At 29.8% G+C, this 19,698-nt stretch carries 22 protein-coding genes; 19 read left to right on the forward strand and 3 right to left on the reverse strand.

Translation table 11 applies throughout. From position 1 onward, the window contains the following. Positions 1-4: 4 nt before the first annotated feature. The 7 genes from mnmG to I6U48_RS23045 all read left to right on the forward strand — a co-directional run bounded on the left by mnmG (position 5) and on the right by I6U48_RS23045 (position 6,386). On the forward strand, positions 5-1,909 hold the full coding sequence (gene mnmG / locus I6U48_RS23015; RefSeq protein ID WP_218322829.1) for a tRNA uridine-5-carboxymethylaminomethyl(34) synthesis enzyme MnmG: 1,905 nt from the start codon (positions 5-7) through the stop codon (positions 1,907-1,909). A 169-nt stretch (positions 1,910-2,078) separates the two neighbouring features. Beyond that, positions 2,079-2,798, forward strand: a complete 720-nt coding sequence (gene rsmG, locus I6U48_RS23020) for a 16S rRNA (guanine(527)-N(7))-methyltransferase RsmG (RefSeq protein WP_218322830.1) — start codon at positions 2,079-2,081, stop codon at positions 2,796-2,798. A 103-nt stretch (positions 2,799-2,901) separates the two neighbouring features. Continuing rightward, positions 2,902-3,678 (forward strand): nucleoid occlusion protein, encoded by a 777-nt coding sequence (gene noc, locus I6U48_RS23025; RefSeq protein WP_218322831.1) that lies wholly within the window; start codon positions 2,902-2,904, stop codon positions 3,676-3,678. A 187-nt stretch (positions 3,679-3,865) separates the two neighbouring features. Then, on the forward strand, positions 3,866-4,639 hold the full coding sequence (locus I6U48_RS23030; protein ID WP_218322832.1) for a ParA family protein: 774 nt from the start codon (positions 3,866-3,868) through the stop codon (positions 4,637-4,639). 3 nt (positions 4,640-4,642) lie between these two features. Beyond that, positions 4,643-5,509: a ParB/RepB/Spo0J family partition protein gene (locus I6U48_RS23035; RefSeq protein ID WP_218322833.1), complete on the forward strand. Its 867-nt coding sequence runs from the start codon at positions 4,643-4,645 to the stop codon at positions 5,507-5,509. A gap of 54 nt (positions 5,510-5,563) precedes the next feature. Beyond that, positions 5,564-6,070 (forward strand): DUF4446 family protein, encoded by a 507-nt coding sequence (locus I6U48_RS23040; protein WP_218322834.1) that lies wholly within the window; start codon positions 5,564-5,566, stop codon positions 6,068-6,070. Between the two features lie 61 nt (positions 6,071-6,131). Continuing rightward, positions 6,132-6,386: a YkuS family protein gene (locus I6U48_RS23045; protein ID WP_218322835.1), complete on the forward strand. Its 255-nt coding sequence runs from the start codon at positions 6,132-6,134 to the stop codon at positions 6,384-6,386. A gap of 35 nt (positions 6,387-6,421) precedes the next feature. Here I6U48_RS23045 and yyaC read toward each other — a convergent pair whose 3' ends face one another. The 3 genes from yyaC to I6U48_RS23060 form a co-directional block, all read right to left on the reverse strand. Further along, positions 6,422-7,021, reverse strand: a complete 600-nt coding sequence (gene yyaC / locus I6U48_RS23050; RefSeq protein ID WP_218322836.1) for a spore protease YyaC — start codon at positions 7,019-7,021, stop codon at positions 6,422-6,424. A 109-nt stretch (positions 7,022-7,130) separates the two neighbouring features. Continuing rightward, positions 7,131-8,186: a sporulation integral membrane protein YtvI gene (gene ytvI, locus I6U48_RS23055; protein WP_218322837.1), complete on the reverse strand. Its 1,056-nt coding sequence runs from the start codon at positions 8,184-8,186 to the stop codon at positions 7,131-7,133. A 6-nt stretch (positions 8,187-8,192) separates the two neighbouring features. Then, a complete protein-coding gene (locus I6U48_RS23060; protein ID WP_218322838.1) occupies positions 8,193-9,350 on the reverse strand; it encodes an aminotransferase class V-fold PLP-dependent enzyme in 1,158 nt (385 codons plus the stop codon). Positions 9,351-9,612: 262 nt separating this feature from the next. Between I6U48_RS23060 and I6U48_RS23065 the strand changes: the two genes are divergently transcribed. The 12 genes from I6U48_RS23065 (at position 9,613) to I6U48_RS23120 (ending at position 19,583) form a co-directional block, all read left to right on the forward strand. Beyond that, a complete protein-coding gene (locus I6U48_RS23065) occupies positions 9,613-9,864 on the forward strand; it encodes a putative Se/S carrier protein (RefSeq protein ID WP_218322839.1) in 252 nt (83 codons plus the stop codon). 61 nt (positions 9,865-9,925) lie between these two features. Continuing rightward, entirely contained in the window at positions 9,926-10,816 is an 891-nt protein-coding gene (locus tag I6U48_RS23070; RefSeq protein WP_218322840.1) for a mechanosensitive ion channel family protein, read from the forward strand. Between the two features lie 4 nt (positions 10,817-10,820). Then, entirely contained in the window at positions 10,821-11,018 is a 198-nt protein-coding gene (locus I6U48_RS23075; RefSeq protein WP_218322841.1) for a DUF951 domain-containing protein, read from the forward strand. A 104-nt stretch (positions 11,019-11,122) separates the two neighbouring features. Further along, entirely contained in the window at positions 11,123-11,410 is a 288-nt protein-coding gene (gene rpsF, locus I6U48_RS23080) for a 30S ribosomal protein S6 (RefSeq protein WP_218322842.1), read from the forward strand. 16 nt (positions 11,411-11,426) lie between these two features. Continuing rightward, a complete protein-coding gene (locus I6U48_RS23085; protein WP_218322843.1) occupies positions 11,427-11,873 on the forward strand; it encodes a single-stranded DNA-binding protein in 447 nt (148 codons plus the stop codon). Positions 11,874-11,910: 37 nt separating this feature from the next. Beyond that, a complete protein-coding gene (gene rpsR, locus I6U48_RS23090; RefSeq protein WP_218322844.1) occupies positions 11,911-12,165 on the forward strand; it encodes a 30S ribosomal protein S18 in 255 nt (84 codons plus the stop codon). A gap of 389 nt (positions 12,166-12,554) precedes the next feature. Next, positions 12,555-12,872, forward strand: a complete 318-nt coding sequence (locus I6U48_RS23095; RefSeq protein ID WP_218322845.1) for a MazG-like family protein — start codon at positions 12,555-12,557, stop codon at positions 12,870-12,872. A 10-nt stretch (positions 12,873-12,882) separates the two neighbouring features. Next, positions 12,883-13,872, forward strand: a complete 990-nt coding sequence (locus I6U48_RS23100; RefSeq protein ID WP_218322846.1) for a YybS family protein — start codon at positions 12,883-12,885, stop codon at positions 13,870-13,872. A 14-nt stretch (positions 13,873-13,886) separates the two neighbouring features. Next, positions 13,887-15,872 (forward strand): DHH family phosphoesterase, encoded by a 1,986-nt coding sequence (locus tag I6U48_RS23105; protein WP_218322847.1) that lies wholly within the window; start codon positions 13,887-13,889, stop codon positions 15,870-15,872. Continuing rightward, complete coding sequence (gene rplI / locus I6U48_RS23110) at positions 15,872-16,315, forward strand: 50S ribosomal protein L9 (protein WP_218322848.1); 444 nt, start codon at positions 15,872-15,874, stop codon at positions 16,313-16,315. Before I6U48_RS23105 ends, rplI begins: the two co-directional genes overlap by 1 nt. Before the next feature lie 12 nt (positions 16,316-16,327). Continuing rightward, positions 16,328-18,223, forward strand: coding sequence for a Lon family ATP-dependent protease (gene lonC, locus I6U48_RS23115; protein WP_218322849.1), 1,896 nt, complete (start codon positions 16,328-16,330; stop codon positions 18,221-18,223). Between the two features lie 25 nt (positions 18,224-18,248). Then, entirely contained in the window at positions 18,249-19,583 is a 1,335-nt protein-coding gene (locus I6U48_RS23120; protein WP_218322850.1) for a replicative DNA helicase, read from the forward strand. Positions 19,584-19,698: the final 115 nt, after the last annotated feature.

Below are 19,698 nucleotides of genomic sequence, written 5' to 3' on the forward strand. Positions count from 1 at the left end.
AGATATGGAGTATTTTGGTGGAGAATATGACGTAATTGTTGTTGGTGCAGGCCATGCTGGTTGTGAAGCTAGCCTCGCAGCAGCAAGAATGGGTTGCAGAACCTTATTATGTACAATGAACTTGGATAGCGTGGGTTTTATGCCATGTAATCCCAATGTTGGAGGAACGGCGAAAGGTCACCTAGTTAGAGAAATAGATGCACTAGGTGGAGAAATGGGAGTTAATATTGATCATACTTTTATACAATCTAGAATGTTAAATACATCTAAAGGCCCAGCTGTACATTCCTTAAGAGCTCAAGCGGATAAAAAAAAATATTCAAATAGAATGAAACATGTATTGGAGAAAGAAAGAAATCTTGATTCAAGGCAGTTAGAGGTAATAGATATAAGAACAGAGGATGGAGAAGTATGTGGAGTTTTAACCAAGAATGGAGCATATTTTAAAACGAAAACAGTCATTCTTGCAACAGGTACTTATCTAAAAGGTAAGGTTATAATTGGAGATGTAAGCTATAACTCAGGTCCAAATGGATTTATGCCTGCTAATGATCTATCACAAAGCTTACTAAACCTAGGGATAGAACTTAGAAGGTTTAAAACAGGTACACCTGCGAGAGTAAATAGAAGAAGTGTTGATTTTTCAAAAATGATAATACAAAATGGAGATGAAAAGATAGTTCCATTTTCATTTATGAGTGATAATTTAGAGAGAGAGCAAATACCATGTTATTTAACTTATACAACTGATGAGACTCTTAAAGTAATAAAAGATAATATACACAGATCTCCTTTATATAATGGTAGTATTAAATCAGTTGGACCGAGGTATTGTCCTTCTATTGAAGATAAAGTTGTAAGGTTCCCGGATAAAGAGAAACATCAAATATTTGTAGAGCCTGAAGGCGAAAATACAGAGGAGTTATATATAGGCGGAGCATCTACATCGCTTCCAGAAGATGTTCAAGTAGCAATGTATAGAAGTATTTCTGGACTTGAAAATGCAGAAATATTAAGAACTGGTTATGCCATAGAGTATGATTGTATAAATCCACTTCAACTAAAAGCTTCATTAGAGTTTAAAAATATAGAGGGATTATTTGCTGCAGGACAGGTAAATGGAAGTTCTGGATACGAAGAAGCAGCATCGCAAGGAATAATTGCAGGAATAAACGCAGTACGTAAGGCCAATGATAGGGAACCATTAATACTAAAGAGATCAGATGGGTATATAGGAGTTTTAATTGATGATTTAGTTACAAAAGGAACTGAAGAACCATATAGAATGATGACATCACGTTCAGAATATAGACTTTTATTAAGACAGGATAACGCAGATCTTAGGTTAACGGATATTGGCTATGAAATTGGTCTAGTTAGTGAAGAAAGATATTCAAAATTTTTAAATAGAAGAAAAGCAATAGAAGAAGAAGTAGAGAGAATAAAAAATGTTCAAATAAATCCTAAGAAGGAAGTAATTGAATTTTTGAGTAGTTTGAATTCAACAGAGTTAAAGAAGAATATAAGTTTATATGAGCTTATCAAAAGGCCAGAACTTGATTATTTAAAATTAGAACCATTAGATAAAGATAGACCTAATTTAAGTTATGACATAGTAGAGCAAGTTGAGATTATTGCTAAATATGAAGGATATATAAACAAACAATTAGAACAAATTGAACAGTTTAAGAAACTTGAAAATAAAATTATACCAACAGATATAGTGTATAATAGTATTAATGGGTTAAGATTAGAGGCGATTCAGAAGCTTGATAAAGTAAGACCCGTAAGTATAGGTCAGGCCTCTAGAATTTCTGGAGTTTCTCCAGCAGATATTTCGGTGTTGCTAATTTACTTAGAACGTGAGTATAGATTAAGTAGAGAAAACAATAACGAAAAAAATAAGTAGTGGTTTTTGAGTAATGTTTTAATTATTTTTTATCTGCAGGTATATTACGATTCTAATAGAATTATTTTAGTTTATATAGATTTGTTTTATATATAACTAAGATGATCTTATCGATTGTTATGTAATAATGATTGTTTTTATAATAAATTTTAGAATGGAGATTAATCTTATGAAATATTACGACATTATGAACTCTGCATGCTTAGATGTAGGTTTAAGCATGAATGAAGAAATTTACAGGAAATTTATACAGTACAAAGATTTGATAAAATTTTGGAATGAGAAAGTTAATCTCACAGCTATAACGGATGATGAGCAAATAATAAAAAAGCATTTTATAGATTCTATAAAGATATTTAAGTTTTCTCCTTTGAAAGAAGCACAAAGTATCATAGATATAGGAACTGGTGCTGGATTTCCGGGTATACCAATAAAAATTATTAAATCAGATGTTGATATGATACTTTTGGATTCTCTAAATAAAAGAATTAATTTTCTAAACGAAGTAATAAATAAAATTGAATTAAAATATACAACTACTATCCATGGAAGAGCTGAAGATTTTTCAAGAAAAAGTGAGTATAGAGAAAAATGTGATGTGGCAGTATCAAGAGCAGTTGCTAATCTTGCTGTATTAAGTGAGTTGTGTATTCCTTATGTAAAAGTTGGAGGACATTTTATTGCAATGAAAGGACCTTCCGTTGAAGATGAAATCCAAGAAGGGAAAAATGCAGTATCTATACTTGGTGGAAAAATTGAAGACATAATTAAAATAGAAATAGAAGATAGTGACTTAAAACATAATTTAGTAGTAATAAAGAAGGTAAAAGAAACGCCTAATATATATCCAAGAAGAGCTGGAACAGCTGCTAAAAAACCGCTAAAATAAGGCTGTATTAATTTGTCGTAAAAAAAATAAGTAAAAAAGAAGGAAATTATAAAATAATAAAGAAATGTTAATAAATAGGAAAGAGTAAGAGGGATGGTTAAATATGCAAAGTGATATCAATTATATATGTGTTGATTCTATTTTACCGAACTTATATCAGCCAAGAAAATATTTTGATGAGGAAAGCTTAGAAGAATTAGCTCAATCTATAAATACATATGGAATAATTCAGCCTTTATCTGTAAGAAAGCTTTCAGAGGATAGGTATGAACTTATAGCTGGTGAAAGAAGGCTTAGAGCAGCAAAAAAAGCTGGATTAGTTGAGGTTCCAGTTATAATAGTAGATATTAGTGATGGAGAATCTGCAGCTATTGCATTATTAGAAAATTTGCAGCGAGAAGATCTAAACTTTTTAGAAGAAGCTGAAGCTTACAACAATTTAATTAAGGATCATTCCTATACTCAAGAGAAATTAGCTGAAGCAATTGGAAAAAAACAATCAACAATCGCTAATAAAATTAGATTATTAAGATTAGAGCCTGAAATAAGAACTATTTTACTAGAAAATAACTTAACAGAAAGACATGCCAGAGCTTTGTTAAGGCTGCCTGACTTACAATCACAAAAAAAAGTATTAAAAGTAGTTGTAAAGAAGCAATTAAATGTAAAAAAGACAGAGGAGCTTATCGAAAAAGAACTTAGTAAGCTTGAAGAAGGCAATTCTTCTAAAATAAAGAAGAAAATAAAAGGAATATTTTCATCTAGAGTATACATTAATACTGTTAAACAGGTGTTTGATAAATATGGATTAAACGCTCAATATGCATCTAAGGATTTAGATGACAAAATAGAAATAACTATTACAATTCCCAAAAAATAAGTGTTTCACGTGAAACATTTGTACATAATTACCTTTTTTATTCTTGAGCAACTTGCTCAAGAATTTTTATTTTAAAATAAGCTACAATTTTATTGATAATTTTATAGTAAAATACTTTTATTATTTTATATAAAAATATATAATTAAGATTGAGATGTTTTCTTTGAAGAGAAGGGTGGTGGAATTTATGAAAATAATATCGATATTTAATCAAAAAGGTGGAGTAGGTAAAACTACTACTAGCATAAATTTGAGTTCGTATTTAGCTATGCAGGGATATGGGGTTTTAAATATAGACATAGATCCGCAAGGAAATACTACTAGCGGTCTTGGATTTGATAAAAGAAGTTTAAATGAATCTATATATGACATTTTAACGTCTGATATGGTTATAGATGAGGCAATGAAAAAAAGTGAACTTATAGAAAATTTTTATTTAGTCCCTTCCACTATGGAATTAGCGGGTGCAGAAGTGGAACTTATAAGTAAGGAAAATAGAGAGAATATATTAAAAAATAAAATTTTAAACATGGAGTCAAAGTTTGATTTCATATTTATAGATTGTCCACCCTCACTTGGATTACTTACAATAAATGCGTTAACTGCTTCAGATAGCGTCCTAATTCCGATACAATGTGAGTTTTATGCTTTGGAAGGAGTTGGACAGCTCATCAATACGATACAACTTGTAAAGAAATCACTAAATAAAAGCTTAGAAGTTGAAGGTGTAATAATGAGTATGTATGACGGAAGAACAAAATTATCAAATGAGGTTGTATCTGAAGTTAAAAGTTATTTTAAGGATAATGTTTATAATACAACTATTCCAAGGAATATTAGACTAGCAGAAGCACCTAGCTTTGGACTTCCAATAATGCTTTACGATGATAAGTGTAGGGGAGCAGAGGCATATGAAAGTTTAACGAAGGAGTTCTTAAGTAGACAAAAAAGGAGTGAGTAGTATTTGAATAAAAAACATGGCTTAGGAAAAGGATTAGGTGCTTTAATACCAGAAGATAGAAATGATGATCATAAAGAGAATAGAAAAGATAACGTAAATCTTGTAAACATTAATTTAATAAAAGCCAATGAAGGACAACCAAGGAAAAGTTTTGATGAAGAAAAGATAATTCAACTCTCACAATCTATAAAGGAACACGGAGTTATTCAACCTATAATATTAAAAAAATGTGAGGATACATACATTATAGTTGCTGGAGAAAGAAGATGGAGATCTGCTAAACTTGCAGGCATAAAAGAAATGCCTGCAATAATAATGGAGCTAACTGACAAAGAAATTCTAGAAATATCATTAATTGAAAATATCCAGCGTCAGGATTTAAATCCAATTGAAGAGGCTCTTGCTTATAAAAAGTTACTTGAGGAATTTAATATAACTCAAGAAGAATTAAGTAATAGAATAGGAAAATCTAGAACGGCAGTTACTAACTGTTTAAGACTTCTAAATTTAGATGATAGAGTGCAAGAATACTTAGTAGATGGAGTTATATCTGAAGGACATGGAAGAGTATTATTAGCTATTGAAGATAAAGATATTCAATATAAATTGGCTCAAAGCATAATAGATGAAAGATTAAGTGTAAGGGAAACTGAAAGATTAATTAAAAGTTTAACCATAGAAAAAAAGAAGTCATCAGAAAAAGTTAATACACAAAGTTCTTATTACGTAGATATAAGAGAAAAATTAGAAACTATGTTTGGTACTAAGGTTTCTCTTATGGATAAGAAAAATAAAGGAAAGATAGAAATTGAGTATTATTCTCAAGATGACTTAAAAAGAATATTAGATATATTAAAGGTAGAATTATAAATTTATAACTAGATTTAATGTTTCACGTGAAACATTACCGGAAGGAGAAAATATATGAAAAACATCATAGGAATAATAAATGGTTTTCAAGTCTACATTATAGCAGCTCTTGCAGTATTAGTAATAATATTGTTTATTATGCTTATGGTTACACTGAAATCTTTAAGTAAACTAGAAAACAAGTATAGAAGATTTATGAGAGGCGTAGATAATAAAAACTTAGAAGAGCTAATAGTTGGATATTTAGATAAAGTGGATGAAGCTAAAGCAGAAGCAGAATATATGAAAAAATTATATGAAAACTTGAATTTAAAATTAAAAGAATGTATTCAAAAAGTTTCTATAATTAGATACAGAGCATTTGAAGACGTTGGAAGTGATTTGAGCTTTTCAATAGCATTATTAGATGATAGTAATAGTGGTGTTATAGTTACAGGTATATATGGAAGAAATGAAAGTACAACTTATGCGAAACCTATAGATAGAGGTATATCACGGTATGATTTATCTCAGGAAGAACAACATGTATTACAAGAATGTATAAATAAAGTTTTAAGTTAAATTTAGTTAAGAATAAAAAACCTCCTTTAAGGGAATATTATCCCATAAAGGAGGTTTTTTTATGAAAATATGCGTTTGTAGCGATTTAGAATATATAAAAGAGGAACTTGAAAAGAGAGGATATGATGTTAATACTGAAAAAAGTAACATCTTATATGATGCAATAATATGTAATTTGAAAAATGGAGGATTAACAAATTTTAATATAAATAATAATATAAGAAGAGAAGGCACGTTAATAATTGATTCTGGAAGCAAAACTATAGAAGAAATAGAATATATATTAAATAATAGGGTTTACAGTAATTTATTTTAGAATGCCTTCTATGTTTCTTAATAATTTATTTTTAATCAAGCCTCTATATTTTCATTACTATTTTCAAGTATAGAGTTAACCTTTCTTCCACCGATTGTTTTTAATATAGAATGATATATTCCCTTAGATATAGTTTCAGCAAGTTGCATTACAGTAAAAAGTCTTGTGTTTTGCAAAACCATAAATTCCATGGCACCAGATATGTTGACAATTCCAGTTATACTTAAGTCACCTATTTTAGGAAGATCCTTATTCATAGCAGAACCTGGACATAAAGGTTTAGCATCAACAATTATTTTACCTACATTTTGCAAACTTCCTAGACATGCATCTATAGCAATTATAAAAGGATTTTTATACTTTGAATTAATCTCATTCACAATATCGCAAAGGTTTTTTGCATGAACAGGATATTGTAAATTACCATAAAGATATACCCTATCTCTAATTAAAAATTTTAATTTATCACCTACTAATGGTCCTAGACTATCACCAGTTGATCTGTCAGTACCAATACATAGTAAAACTATAGGTCTTTTAGATTTTACTATAGGACATAATTCGTCACTTAATATATCTCTTAAAATAAAAATTGATTTTTTAGATGATGGGTCAATTATTAATTTATCTATCATATCTAAACCTCCTATATTATGAATTTTAACCATGTGGAGGTTATTTATACGTATATTTATAACTTTAAACATAAAAATCCCCAATTAGAATTAATTGGGGATTTTTATGTTAGATTAAATCAACTTTCTTAAATATATTATAAAAGACTGCTAGAAATACACAAAATATAACACCTGATAAGCCATTGGCCTTAAGTCCTATAAATAGGGCAGCTAACACAGCTACTGGATGAATACCAAGGGATGAAGAAACTATTTTAGGTTCAATTATCTGTCTTATTATTGAAATAATTATATATGAAATCAAAATTCCAAATGCGGTAATATAATTCTTAATAAAGAAAAAGTAAAATATAGCAAGAGGAATATAAATAGTTCCTATTCCTAGTATGGGTAAAATATCGGCTATAGCACATACAATGCTTAAAATAAGCACATATTTAACTTTAAAGACTAAAAATACGATTATTGTTTCTAAAAAAGTAATACCTATAATCAATAAGTATGATAAAATATAGTTTCCTAGCATTCGTTTAGCCTCAATGTATATATTAAGTATTTTATCGGATTTATTTGATGGTATAATATTTAATAATTTGCTTCGATTTATCACTATGTCTTTAGTAAAAAAATATGTAGTAAGTAATGTAAAAAGTATAACCATTAATAAATAAGGAATTGTTGCTAAAAATCCTATCAATGAAGATACTATTTTACCAGTAATACTTACAGCTATATTGGAAACTTTTGTTATAAAACCGGAAAGATTCTTTTCTATGGCAGTTACAATATATGGATCGAGATTGTCATAATACTTTTTTAGTTTATCAATAGAGTCATATATATTAGAAGAATTTTTTGAAATATAAATCTGAGTATTTTTCCCAAGAAGTATAGCTTCTTGAGTTATGTTTGTTATAGCGTATGAAAAAATAAGTATTATAAAAGTAAAAAATACAATTGTTGTAATTAGTGAAGCAATTGAATTTTTTATATTAAAATTTTTTATTAAAAATTCTGTTGGCTTTTTTATTAATAAGGCAAATACTAAAGCAAGTACAAAAGGTAGTGTATAATTTAGTGTACTGAAGAAAACTAAAAAAATAATGGTATATATTATAAAAAACAAAATTATATTATCAATTTTGCTTAATAGCTTCTCCATTTAACTCTAGTCACATCCTTTGATAATTAAGTTTAAACAGTGCAATGTATAGTCTATATCTTTTATATCATTAAAAGGTCCTAAACTAAATCTTAATGTTCCTTCGGGAAAGGTTTTTATAGTTCTATGAGCTAAAGGTGCACAATGCAATCCTGTTCTAGCCATTATTCCATAATCTCTGTCAAGTACAAATCCTAATTCTGCATTATTAATTTTGTTTGAATTTATAGATATAGTAGGAGTTCTTAAGGAAGCCTCTGTAGCACCATATACTTTAATAGAAGGTATATTTAAAAGTCCATCAATAAAGTGTTGACAAAGTTCTCGTTCTCTTTCCTGAATTGATATAAGTCCTTCTTCAGTTATGTAATTAATTCCTGCAAGTAATCCGGCTATACCAGGAGCATTTAATGTTCCACTTTCGAATTTATCAGGAAGAAAGTTGGGCTGAGTTATGCTTTCTGATAAACTTCCTGTACCTCCTTCAATGAAAGATAAGGCTTCTTGATTTAAATTATCATCAATTAAAAATCCACCTATTCCTTGAGGTCCCAAGAGAGACTTATGTCCCGTAAAAGCTAATGCATTACAGCCTATTTCATAAAAGTCTACAGGAATAGCTCCAGCGCTTTGAGCAGAATCTATTACAAAGTAGATACCTCTTTCTTTACAAATTTTTCCTATATGTTTCAGGGGTTGAATGCTACCTATTATGTTAGAAGCATGAGTTAACACTACTAGCTTAGTGTTAGATTTAAGAGTGTTTTTAAAATCTTCAATATTAAGCACTCCATTTTCTGAACATTCAATTATATCAAGATCAATGTTTTTAGTTTCCTTCAAATTAGAAAGTGGTCTTAAAACTGAATTATGCTCCATAGATGAAGTGATAATATGCCAGCCATCTTTTACAACGCTTTTTAATAATATATTAAGAGAGTGAGTTATATTAGCAGTAAATATTATGTTCTCTAATTTATCAAAATTAAAAATTTTCATTAAAGCTTCTCTACAACTAAAAATAATTCTATCTCCTTCTAATGCACTTGAATAACCACCTCTTCCAGGATTTGAGCCTATATTTTTCATATAATTATAAACAGAAGAATATACTTCTTCTGGCTTAGGATAAGTGGTTGCTGAATTATCTAAATAAACCTTCACAATTAAAAACCTCCAAATTTTAAAAATTTTTTATAAACTCATATATATTACTAATATTCAATGTGTGAATTCTGGTATAATAAAATATAAGTTTTTGTATATAAATGTGTTTAAAGCTAAAATTTATGTAGCTATTTATTGATAATATTCAATTGAGTATCTACATATATAATTATAAACTAAACAATGTTAATTGTATACAAATGTAAAATAAATATTGGAAGGGAGAGACAGTTCCTGATTTAAGGAAACTGGATTTATAATGAACAAATATTATATTTTAACTTTTGAAAATACTCATGGAGCAATTAGTGCAGAAAGCGTCCTGAAAGAAGAAAATATTAAAATAGAAATTATGCCTACTCCAACAAATATAACTAAAAGTTGTGGAATAAGTATAAAACTTAGCGATGAATATATTGAAAATGTTAGGTCTATAGTTAACGGTGGAAAGATTCGTATAAAAAACATTTATGTAAAGGATGGATTAAATTATAATATATTTGAAATTTAGATCAAGTAGTTATTTTGAAAAAATTTCCATATAAAAATAGTAATTTCTCAGGAGGAGCATAATGAACAGTTTAACTTCTTTGTTTAAATTTAGAATAGATTTAAATAAAGGTATAGTACAAGTGGGAAACTTCGTTATAGGGAAAGAAAGTATTTATGTATTAGGAACAATAGTGATAAAGATCATTATTATGTTAGTAACTATGTATTTAGTTATTAAAATTGGAAATAAGATTATAAATAAATATGTATTAAAACAAAAAAACTTTAGATTTTCTTTAGATGATAAAAAGGCTAAAACAGTTGGCGCTATATTAAGTAGTATACTTAGGTATTCTGTGTATTTTTTTGGTATTTTTAGCATAATAGCTACAATATCTCCCAAGGTAGGAATTACAAGTCTAACCTTTGCAGGAATAGGTGGTGTTGCTGTTGGATTTGGAGCACAAAGTTTAATCAAAGATATAATAAATGGTTTTTTTATATTATTTGAAGATCAATTTGCAGTTGGGGATTATATAAATATTGATGATAAAGGTGGAATAGTAGAAAGTTTAGAGTTAAGAGTGACAAAAATAAGAGATTTTAATGGAGACCTTCATATAATCCCCAATGGGCTTATAACAAAAATTACGAATCATTCAAGAGGAAATATAAGAATTATGGTAGAAGTAGATATAGCCTATGATGAAGACTTAGATAACGCTATAGAAGTAATATCGAGTCTGTGCAAAAAATTTAAAGATCAAAATGAATCAGTGGTTACAGAAGGTCCATCTGTCTTGGGAGTATCAGCTTTTAAGGATGGTGGCATAAGCATTAGAGTTGTAGGAAAGACGAAGCCAATGATGCAGTGGGATACAGAAATGAAACTAAGAAAAGAAATAAGAGAAGAATTAATAAATGCTAATATAAGTATAAATTATCCTAAAGTAAGAATTGTAAAGGAGTGATATTATGGTTAAAGATTTTAATCTTGGTGATATTGTTGAAATGAAAAAGGAACATCCTTGCGGTAGTAAAGAGTGGGAAGTGATAAGACTTGGAGCAGATATAAAAATAAAATGCTGCATTTGTGGAAGAATTGTTATGTTACCAAGAAATAAGTTTGAAAAAGACGCAAAAAAGGTAGTAAAGTATAATTCTCAAGAATAAAATAAAAAACTATTGATTTTTAGTTAGATAAGTGATAAAATACTTAGATGTAATCCCTGCTGTGTAAACACAGCCGCTAGTCCAGGGGGAGGAGGTGAGATCTAATGAGAAAGTATGAAACTATATTCATATTACACCCATCATTAGACGAGGAAGCTATTAAAGCTAACGTTGAGAAATTTAAGGGCGTAATAGAAAATGGTGGAGGAGTTATAGAGAATATTGATAACTGGGGTAAGAGAAAGCTTGCATATGAAATAAGCAAAGTTACCGAAGGTTATTATACTCTAGTAAACTTTAGCGCTGATCCTGAATTACCAAAAGAGTTAGATAGAGTATTCAGAATTACTGATAGTGTTATAAGACACATAATAGTTAATAATGAAAAATAATAGGTGGTGTTTTTAATTGAATAAAGTTGTTTTAATTGGAAGATTGACCAAAGATCCTGAGTTGAAATTTACGCCAGGAACTGGTACAGCTGTTGCCACCTTTACTGTAGCCGTAGATAGAAGATTTTCTAAAGACGGTCAAAAAGAGGCTGACTTTATCCCTGTAGTCGTATGGGGAAAACAAGCAGAATCTACAGCAAATTATATGGGTAAGGGTAAACTTATTGGTATTTGTGGTAGAATTCAAACAAGAAGTTATGATGCTAAAGATGGTACTAAAAGATATGTTACTGAAGTGGTTGCAGAAGAAGTACAATTCCTTGAATGGGGAAATGGAAACAAGGGTGCAATGCCTTCATTTAATGAAGGACCATCAGAAGGGTTTGAAAGATCAAATTCTTTTAATGCACCAAATTATGGAGAAGATATTACTCCAGTGGATGATGGAGACATTCCATTCTAACTCGATCTAACTACTAAAAAGGTAAGGAGGAAAGATTATGGCAAATAGAGAAGGCGCTAGAAGAAACTCATCTAAAATGAGAAAAGCTAGGAGAAAAGTTTGTGCTTTTTGCATGGACAAATCTGAATTTATAGATTATAAGGATATAAATAAGCTTAGAAAATATGTTACAGAAAGAGGAAAAATTCTTCCAAGAAGAATTTCTGGAAACTGTGCTAAGCACCAAAGGGAACTTACTGATGCTATAAAAAGAGCAAGAAATATAGCTTTACTACCATTCACAACGGAATAGTAGTAAAAAAGCGAAGAATAAAATTCTTCGCTTTTTTTTATAAAAATTTCATGCATTATAAATTAGATCAGTTTTAAATTAAGCATTATTAATATTTAGATGTGTTAAATATACTATATTTATTATTTTATGTCTGAGTTTTGAAAATATGTTTGAAATATAGAAATATGTGTCAATAATTATGAATGTGATTAAAGTTAATAAAAGTATTATTTTGCTAGCTATTATTTATCAAGTTATATAAAATAGAGTTAAGAGTTGTATATTATTTAATAAATAATATACAATAGGATTGCTTATTAAGTAAATTTAAAAATAAATAATAGTTTATTGCACAAATATATAAAAATAACTAAAATATAATTATAGGTTTAGAGGGGATGGAGTTAATGAGAAAAGATGATTTTAATATAATGTATAATGTTAAAGTTATTGAAGAACTAAAAGCAGAGCTTTTATGTGTAATTGGAGATTTTTTTAAGTTACTTACAAAAGGGAGTAATGTGGCACAAGAAGCGATACTTGATTGTATTTCAGGAGCAATGATACTATTGTATTTACTAGCAGAGAGATTAGGATATTCACATGTCGCAGTAGATGAAAATATGAAAAAAAAATTAAAGAGTGGAATTATTGAAGAGGATAAAATAGAAAAGGAAGGTAAGGATTTAAGTAAATTATACACTCATTTAAAAGAAAGAGAATAATGGAGGAGAAATGCATAATAGAATTTACAACACTAAATCTATGATAGAGGCAGGATTAATTACAGCACTTATAGTTGTAATTATGATGATAAATGTTTATTTGCCTATTTTTTCAATATTTGGAATGTTTATCCTGCCGATTCCTGTAACAGTTCTATATATTAGAAATAATTATAAAGTTACATTGGGCGCAGTGGTGATAAGTGGAATACTTATAGCAATGCTATATAATCCAATATCAGCATTAACATCATCTATATTGTTTGGTGTTACGGGTATAACGTTTGGATACTGTATTAAAAGTGATAAAAAAGTGAGTACTACAATATTAATGCTGGCAATGGCATCAATTGTTGTTATTATTTTAAATTCATTTATTTATATAAAGCTAATAGACAACAGAGGAATCGTAGGAAACATTACTGATAGCATAAAAATTATGCAAGATTCTTTAAATATGTCTAAAGACATATATGCTAAAATGGGAGTAAGTAAAGAGCAGTTAGCTGTTATTGATAAAAATTTTCAACTTCCAACTACAGATGTAATATTAAAAACTATGCCAGCTGTGCTTATTGTTATGTCTTTTATTTCTGCATATATGAATTATATTATAACCTTGTTAATAGTAAAAAAGCTAAGATATAAAATGAAACCAATGATAGCATTTAGTGAAATATACATAAATACAAGAATAGGGTCATTGGTGGGAATAATGCTTTTAATTGGATTATTGTTAGGAAGAAGTCAAATACCAATAGCCCAGTATGTAATAATTTCTGCTGAATATTTACTGCAATTTATATTTGTAGTAGATGGAATAGCTGTAGCAATATACTATTTAAAAAATAAGTTTAATATGTCGAAACGAACCAGATTTATAATATTACTATTTACAATTTTCTCTCCAATTTCCGTAATTTATTTGTATTTAGGTTTAGCAGATATGATAGTTGACTTTAGAAAGCTTGATCCTTATAGAAGACCTAGGGTAGAGTAACTGGAGGTTACTAAATGGATAAAAAATACAATTATTTTATAACGAGTAATAAAATGTATATGATAATAATTGCTGCACTTATATTAATACTAATAGCATATAGTCATATTTGGGCTGGCATATTTGCTTTAATCTTATATGGATTACTTGTAATTTATAATATTAAAAATACTAGAGCCAGGAAAGATGAATGGAAAAAATTCATAGAAGATTTTTCATCGAAATTAGATAATGCTACGAGAAATACTTTAGTAAGACTTCCATTTCCATTAATTATAGTTGGAAAAGAGGGCGAAATGCTTTGGTATAATCAAAAATTTACTCCTATATTTCAAGGCGAAGATATATTAGGTAAAAACATTAGAAGCTTAGTAAAGGAATTTAATTTAAGGCAGGCTCTAGATGGAAAAGAAAATGTGCTTAGATATGTTAAAATAAAAGATAGGTATTATGACATATACACCAATGTTGTGGATACATCTGAAAATTCAAAAGATAGAATATTGCTCTTGTACTTTTATGATGTAACAGATTTGTTTGAATTAGTAGAATCTGTAGATTTAAATAAAGAAACAGTAATGCTTATAGAGGTTGATAATTTTGATGATGTAATAAAGACTATTGATGAAGATACAAGGCCACTCATAATTGCAGAAATAGAGAGAACAATGAATAGTTATGCTCAAGGATTAAATGCCATGCTCAGAAAGTACGATGAGAATAAGTATGTATTATCAATTCAGAACAAGTATATTGAAAAAGAAATGGAAAAGAAATTTGAAATACTAGATACTATAAGAGAAATAAACATGGGAAATAAACTAGCCGTAACCCTTAGTATAGGGGTAGGCCGCGGAGGAGAAACTCCTATGATAAATGAGAATTATGCTGTGTCAGCTAAAGAATTGGCGCTTGGAAGAGGCGGTGATCAGGCTATAGTTAAAAATGGCGAAAAACTCTCATTTTACGGAGGAAAAACCAAAGAGGTTGAAAAAAGAACAAAAGTTAGGGCTAGAGTTTTAGCACATGCATTAGTAGATTTAATAAACGAAAGTAACAAAGTGTTTATAATGGGGCATGTAAATCCAGATATAGATTGCTTAGGATCTGCTATTGGAATTTACAAGGCAGTTAGTCTTTTACAAAAAGAATGTTTTATAATATTAGATAATGAAAACAACAGTATAAGACCTATTTTGGAGAAGATTAAGGAAGAAGAAGGTTATGAAGAAGCATTTATAAGCAGTAGGGAATGCACTGAAAAAGCAGATACAAATAGTCTTCTTATCCTTGTTGATGTACATAACAAAGGATATGTGCAAAGTATGAATGTAGTTGATTTTTTTGATAAAATAGTTATAATAGATCATCACAGGAAGTCTACCGATTTCATTGAAGGTGCACTTCTAAGTTATATAGAGCCATATGCATCATCAACGTCAGAATTAGTTACTGAAATGCTTCAGTATATGGTTGAAAAACCTAAACTAAAACCTATTGAGGCTGAAGCTTTGCTTGCTGGAATCTGTGTTGATACAAAAAATTTTTATTTTAAAACAGGAGTAAGAACTTTTGAAGCAGCTTCTTTTTTAAGAAGATTAGGAGCAGATACTTTAGATGTAAAAAGGTTTTTCGCAGATGATTTAGAAACTTATCTCAAAAGAACTGAAATTATCAGGTCAGTAAAGATGCTTAATAACATTGCTATAGCAATATGTCCCAAAGAAATAGAAGATACTGTATTAGCTGCACAGGCAGCGGATGAGCTGCTAAATATTACAGGTATTCAAGCCTCTTTTGTTTTTGTTAAAATAAAAGATGAGATATTTATTAGTGGAAGATCACTTGGAGATATAAATGTGCAACTAATACTCGAATCCTTAGGAGGAGGAGGACATATGACTATGGCTGGAGCGAAGCTTAAATCTATAAACATTGATGAGGCTTTACAAAAGCTTAAAGATGCCATAGATAAATATATTAGGGAAGGTGACGAGTAATGAAAGTTATATTATCAAAGGATGTTAAATCATTAGGAAAGAAGGGAGATATAGTAAATGCTTCAGATGGATATGCAAGAAACTATCTATTTCCAAGAGGACTTGCACAGGAGGCAACAGATTCAAATCTTCATGTATTAAACAATAAAAAAGAAGCAGAAAGAAGACAAAAGTTAGCAGAAACAGAAGCAGCACAAAAATTAGCAGAAAGTCTTAAAGGAAAAGAAATAAAGCTTACTGTAAAGTCAGGTGAAAATGGAAGATTGTTTGGAGCAATAACAGGAAAAGATATAGCAGATGAATTGAATAAGAAATTTAATATAAACATAGATAAGAAAAAAGTAGTAGTAGATACTATAAAACAACTTGGAACTTACGATATAGAAGTGAAATTATATCCTGAAATCTCCACAAAGGTTAAAGTGGTCATTGCAGAAAAATAAGGGGGAAAATGTGTGAAATCACAATTTGTTGACGGGTTAGGACAGGATTCAGTAAATACTATTCCAGTTGATACCCAGGTAAATGTTCTATATGATATTTTAAATAAAGTAATAGATGAAGGTACTATTAGAGCAAGAGCAGTAAAATATAAATTGCAAAATCATATGAAGAGCAAAGACGTTTTTAAGAGAGTATATGCACTAAATAAAATAGTAAGTGATGGCAAAGGTTTAGAGGCGATACCAGATGAATCCAATATATATGAAGCACTTGAAAATACAAATGTCTGGATTTCAGAGACATTAGCAAAAAATTATGTGAAAAGCAAAATAGAAAGTGAAGTGGAAAAAAACCTCATAGAAAAACAAGATAGGTACATGGATGAGGTTAGGCTAGGCATAATAAAGAAGCAAAAAGGTCCAGAAAATGCAAAAACACTTAAGAAGTATGCTCAACTTGAGGTATTAGATTCGAAAAAGTTAAGCAGAAGTATTCAAAACATGTTAAGACCAGAATCTTTTAGTGAAATTGTTGGACAGGAGAGGTCAATAAAAGCTATCTTATCTAAGATAGCATCTCCATATCCTCAACATATTATACTATATGGTCCACCTGGGGTTGGAAAAACAACTGCAGCAAGACTTGCTTTAGAAGAAGTTAAAAAACTTAAATATACTCCATTCAAAAAAGATGCTAAGTTCGTAGAGGTAGATGGTACTACACTAAGATGGGATCCAAGAGAAATTACTAACCCATTGTTAGGATCTGTGCATGATCCTATTTATCAAGGTACAAAAAGAGATTTAGCTGAAACAGGAGTGCCTGAGCCAAAACTTGGACTTGTTACTGAAGCTCATGGAGGGGTGCTTTTTATAGATGAAATTGGAGAATTAGATGAAATGCTTCAAAACAAACTACTAAAAGTACTAGAAGATAAAAGAGTTGAATTTTCATCATCATATTATGATCCAGAAGATGAAAATACGCCTAAATATATAAAATATCTTTTTGAAAATGGAGCTCCAGCGGATTTTGTACTCATCGGAGCAACAACTAGAGAACCTAGTGAAATAAATCCAGCATTGAGATCAAGATGTACAGAAGTATATTTTGAACCTTTAACATCAACAGATGTACAACAAATAGTAGAAAATGCTGCTCAAAAGTTGAATATAGAACTAGATGAAGGTGTATCAGCACTTATAAGTAGATATACAATAGAAGGAAGAAAAGCGGTAAACATATTATCAGATGTTTATGGATATGTACTTTATAATAATCAGGATGCAAATTTAAAGGACAAAGTTAAAATAACAGTAAAAGATTTAAATGAGGTAATATCCATAAGTAGATTGATTCCTTTTGAGGAAGTAAAAAGCGAGTCAAAGTTTGATGTGGGACATATATATGGATTAGGTGTAACTGGATATGTAGGTTCTACAATAGAAATAGAGACATCAGTATTTGAGGCAAAAGAAAAAGGAAAAGGATTAGTTAGATTTAATGATACTGCTGGAAGTATGGCAAAAGATTCTGTATTTAACGCTGCATCAGTTATTAGAAAAATAACTGATAAAGATATAGGTGATTATGATGTACATGTAAACATAATAGGTGGAGGAAAAATTGATGGACCTTCAGCTGGAGCTGCTATTACAGTGTGTATTATTAGTGCACTTTTAAACAAGCCATTAAGACAAGATATAGCTATAACTGGTGAAATATCCTTAAGAGGAACTATAAAGCCTGTTGGGGGGATTTTTGAAAAGATTTATGGAGCAAGAAGAAAAGGTATAAAACTTGTGATAGTTCCAGAAGACAATTTTAAAGAGGTGCCTACTGGACTTGAAGATATAGAAGTAAAAGCTGTAAATAATATTGAAGAACTTATTGATATAGTATTTTAAGTTGAATTCTAAGGAGGAATGACAGATGGATGCACCTCTTAGAAGCATGCCTCATAGTATTGAGGCTGAACAAAGTGTAATAGGTTCGATGATTGTAGATAAAACTTCCATAGCTGAGGCTATGGAAGTTTTAAAGACTGAAGATTTTTATAAAGATGCACATAAAGTTATATTCACTGCTATTCTTGATCTTTACCAAAAAGATATAGGAGTAGACATAATAACACTTACAGAACATCTAAAATCTAAAGAAAAGTTAGAGGCCGCAGGTGGTATAACTTATATAAGTGAATTAAGTGGGTCTGTAATTTCCACAGCAAATGTGCAATCATATATAAAGATAGTAAGCGATAAAGCTATATTAAGAAGATTAATAAAGTCTTCTACCAAAATAATAGAAGAAAGCTATAATAACCAAGATGATGTATTAGGAGCAATTGATCTAGCAGAAAAGGAAATTTTTAATATAGCTAATAGCAAAAGCACATCAGATTTTGAATCTATGAGCACTGTTTTAGAAAGAGGATTTTTAGAAATTGAAAGACTTTTTAATAATAAAGGGGAAACAACGGGAGTTGCATCTGGATTTAGAGAACTTGATGATAAAACATCAGGATTTCAGAAAGGTGATATGGTACTTATTGCTGCAAGACCTTCTATGGGTAAGACTACATTTGCATTAAACTTGGCAGAATATGCTGCTTTAAGGTCAGGAAAAAGTATAGCTATATTTTCCCTGGAAATGTCTAAAGAGCAGCTAGCATATAAGCTTTTATGTTCAGAGGCTCATGTAGATATGTTAAGGCTTAGAACTGGTAATTTAGATGATAAGGATTGGGAAAACATCGCTAAGGCATCAGGACCATTAGCAAGTGCTAAAATATTTATAGATGATACTGCTGGTATATCTGTAATGGAGATGAGATCAAAATGCAGAAGGCTAAAGTTAGAACAAGGAATAGACCTTATAGTTATCGACTATCTTCAACTTATGTCAGGTAGTAAAGGTAATGAAAGTAGACAACAAGAGGTATCAGAAATATCTAGATCTATTAAAGCTTTAGCAAAAGAAATGCAGTGTCCGGTTATTGCTTTGTCACAGTTATCTCGTGCACCCGAAGCAAGAGCAGATCATAGACCTATGTTGTCTGACTTAAGAGAGTCTGGATCCATTGAGCAGGATGCTGACCTTGTAATGTTTCTATATAGAGATGAATACTATAATAAAGAAACAGAAGATAAAAATGTAGCAGAATGTATAATAGCTAAGCAAAGAAATGGTCCTACAGGAACTGTTAAATTGGCATGGCTTGGACAGTTCAGTAAGTTTGGAAATCTTGATGTTATACATCAAGAATAGAGAGGAAGCAAAGGGAATGTTGCATTTATAGGCATCCACGGCCGACACTTAACTTATGCTCCGGGATATATTGACATTCTTCCAGCACTATAAATACTTTTGACAAGTCTAAAGC

The sequence above is a fragment of the Clostridium thailandense genome, from assembly GCF_019207025.1.
GTDB lineage: Bacteria > Bacillota > Clostridia > Clostridiales > Clostridiaceae > Clostridium_AM > Clostridium_AM thailandense.

What these genes read in the sequence shown, in the direction of transcription:
- mnmG (WP_218322829.1), top strand. Translation starts at nt 5, where the DNA reads ATGGAGTATTTTGGTGGAGAATATGACGTAATTGTTGTTGGTGCAGGC.
- rsmG (WP_218322830.1), top strand. Translation starts at nt 2,079, where the DNA reads ATGAAATATTACGACATTATGAACTCTGCATGCTTAGATGTAGGTTTA.
- noc (WP_218322831.1), top strand. Translation starts at nt 2,902, where the DNA reads ATGCAAAGTGATATCAATTATATATGTGTTGATTCTATTTTACCGAAC.
- I6U48_RS23030 (WP_218322832.1), top strand. Translation starts at nt 3,866, where the DNA reads ATGAAAATAATATCGATATTTAATCAAAAAGGTGGAGTAGGTAAAACT.
- I6U48_RS23040 (WP_218322834.1), top strand. Translation starts at nt 5,564, where the DNA reads ATGAAAAACATCATAGGAATAATAAATGGTTTTCAAGTCTACATTATA.
- I6U48_RS23045 (WP_218322835.1), top strand. Translation starts at nt 6,132, where the DNA reads ATGAAAATATGCGTTTGTAGCGATTTAGAATATATAAAAGAGGAACTT.
- yyaC (WP_218322836.1), bottom strand. Translation starts at nt 7,021, where the DNA reads ATGATAGATAAATTAATAATTGACCCATCATCTAAAAAATCAATTTTT.
- ytvI (WP_218322837.1), bottom strand. Translation starts at nt 8,186, where the DNA reads ATGGAGAAGCTATTAAGCAAAATTGATAATATAATTTTGTTTTTTATA.
- I6U48_RS23065 (WP_218322839.1), top strand. Translation starts at nt 9,613, where the DNA reads ATGAACAAATATTATATTTTAACTTTTGAAAATACTCATGGAGCAATT.
- I6U48_RS23070 (WP_218322840.1), top strand. Translation starts at nt 9,926, where the DNA reads ATGAACAGTTTAACTTCTTTGTTTAAATTTAGAATAGATTTAAATAAA.
- I6U48_RS23075 (WP_218322841.1), top strand. Translation starts at nt 10,821, where the DNA reads ATGGTTAAAGATTTTAATCTTGGTGATATTGTTGAAATGAAAAAGGAA.
- rpsF (WP_218322842.1), top strand. Translation starts at nt 11,123, where the DNA reads ATGAGAAAGTATGAAACTATATTCATATTACACCCATCATTAGACGAG.
- rpsR (WP_218322844.1), top strand. Translation starts at nt 11,911, where the DNA reads ATGGCAAATAGAGAAGGCGCTAGAAGAAACTCATCTAAAATGAGAAAA.
- I6U48_RS23095 (WP_218322845.1), top strand. Translation starts at nt 12,555, where the DNA reads ATGAGAAAAGATGATTTTAATATAATGTATAATGTTAAAGTTATTGAA.
- I6U48_RS23100 (WP_218322846.1), top strand. Translation starts at nt 12,883, where the DNA reads ATGCATAATAGAATTTACAACACTAAATCTATGATAGAGGCAGGATTA.
- I6U48_RS23105 (WP_218322847.1), top strand. Translation starts at nt 13,887, where the DNA reads ATGGATAAAAAATACAATTATTTTATAACGAGTAATAAAATGTATATG.
- rplI (WP_218322848.1), top strand. Translation starts at nt 15,872, where the DNA reads ATGAAAGTTATATTATCAAAGGATGTTAAATCATTAGGAAAGAAGGGA.
- I6U48_RS23120 (WP_218322850.1), top strand. Translation starts at nt 18,249, where the DNA reads ATGGATGCACCTCTTAGAAGCATGCCTCATAGTATTGAGGCTGAACAA.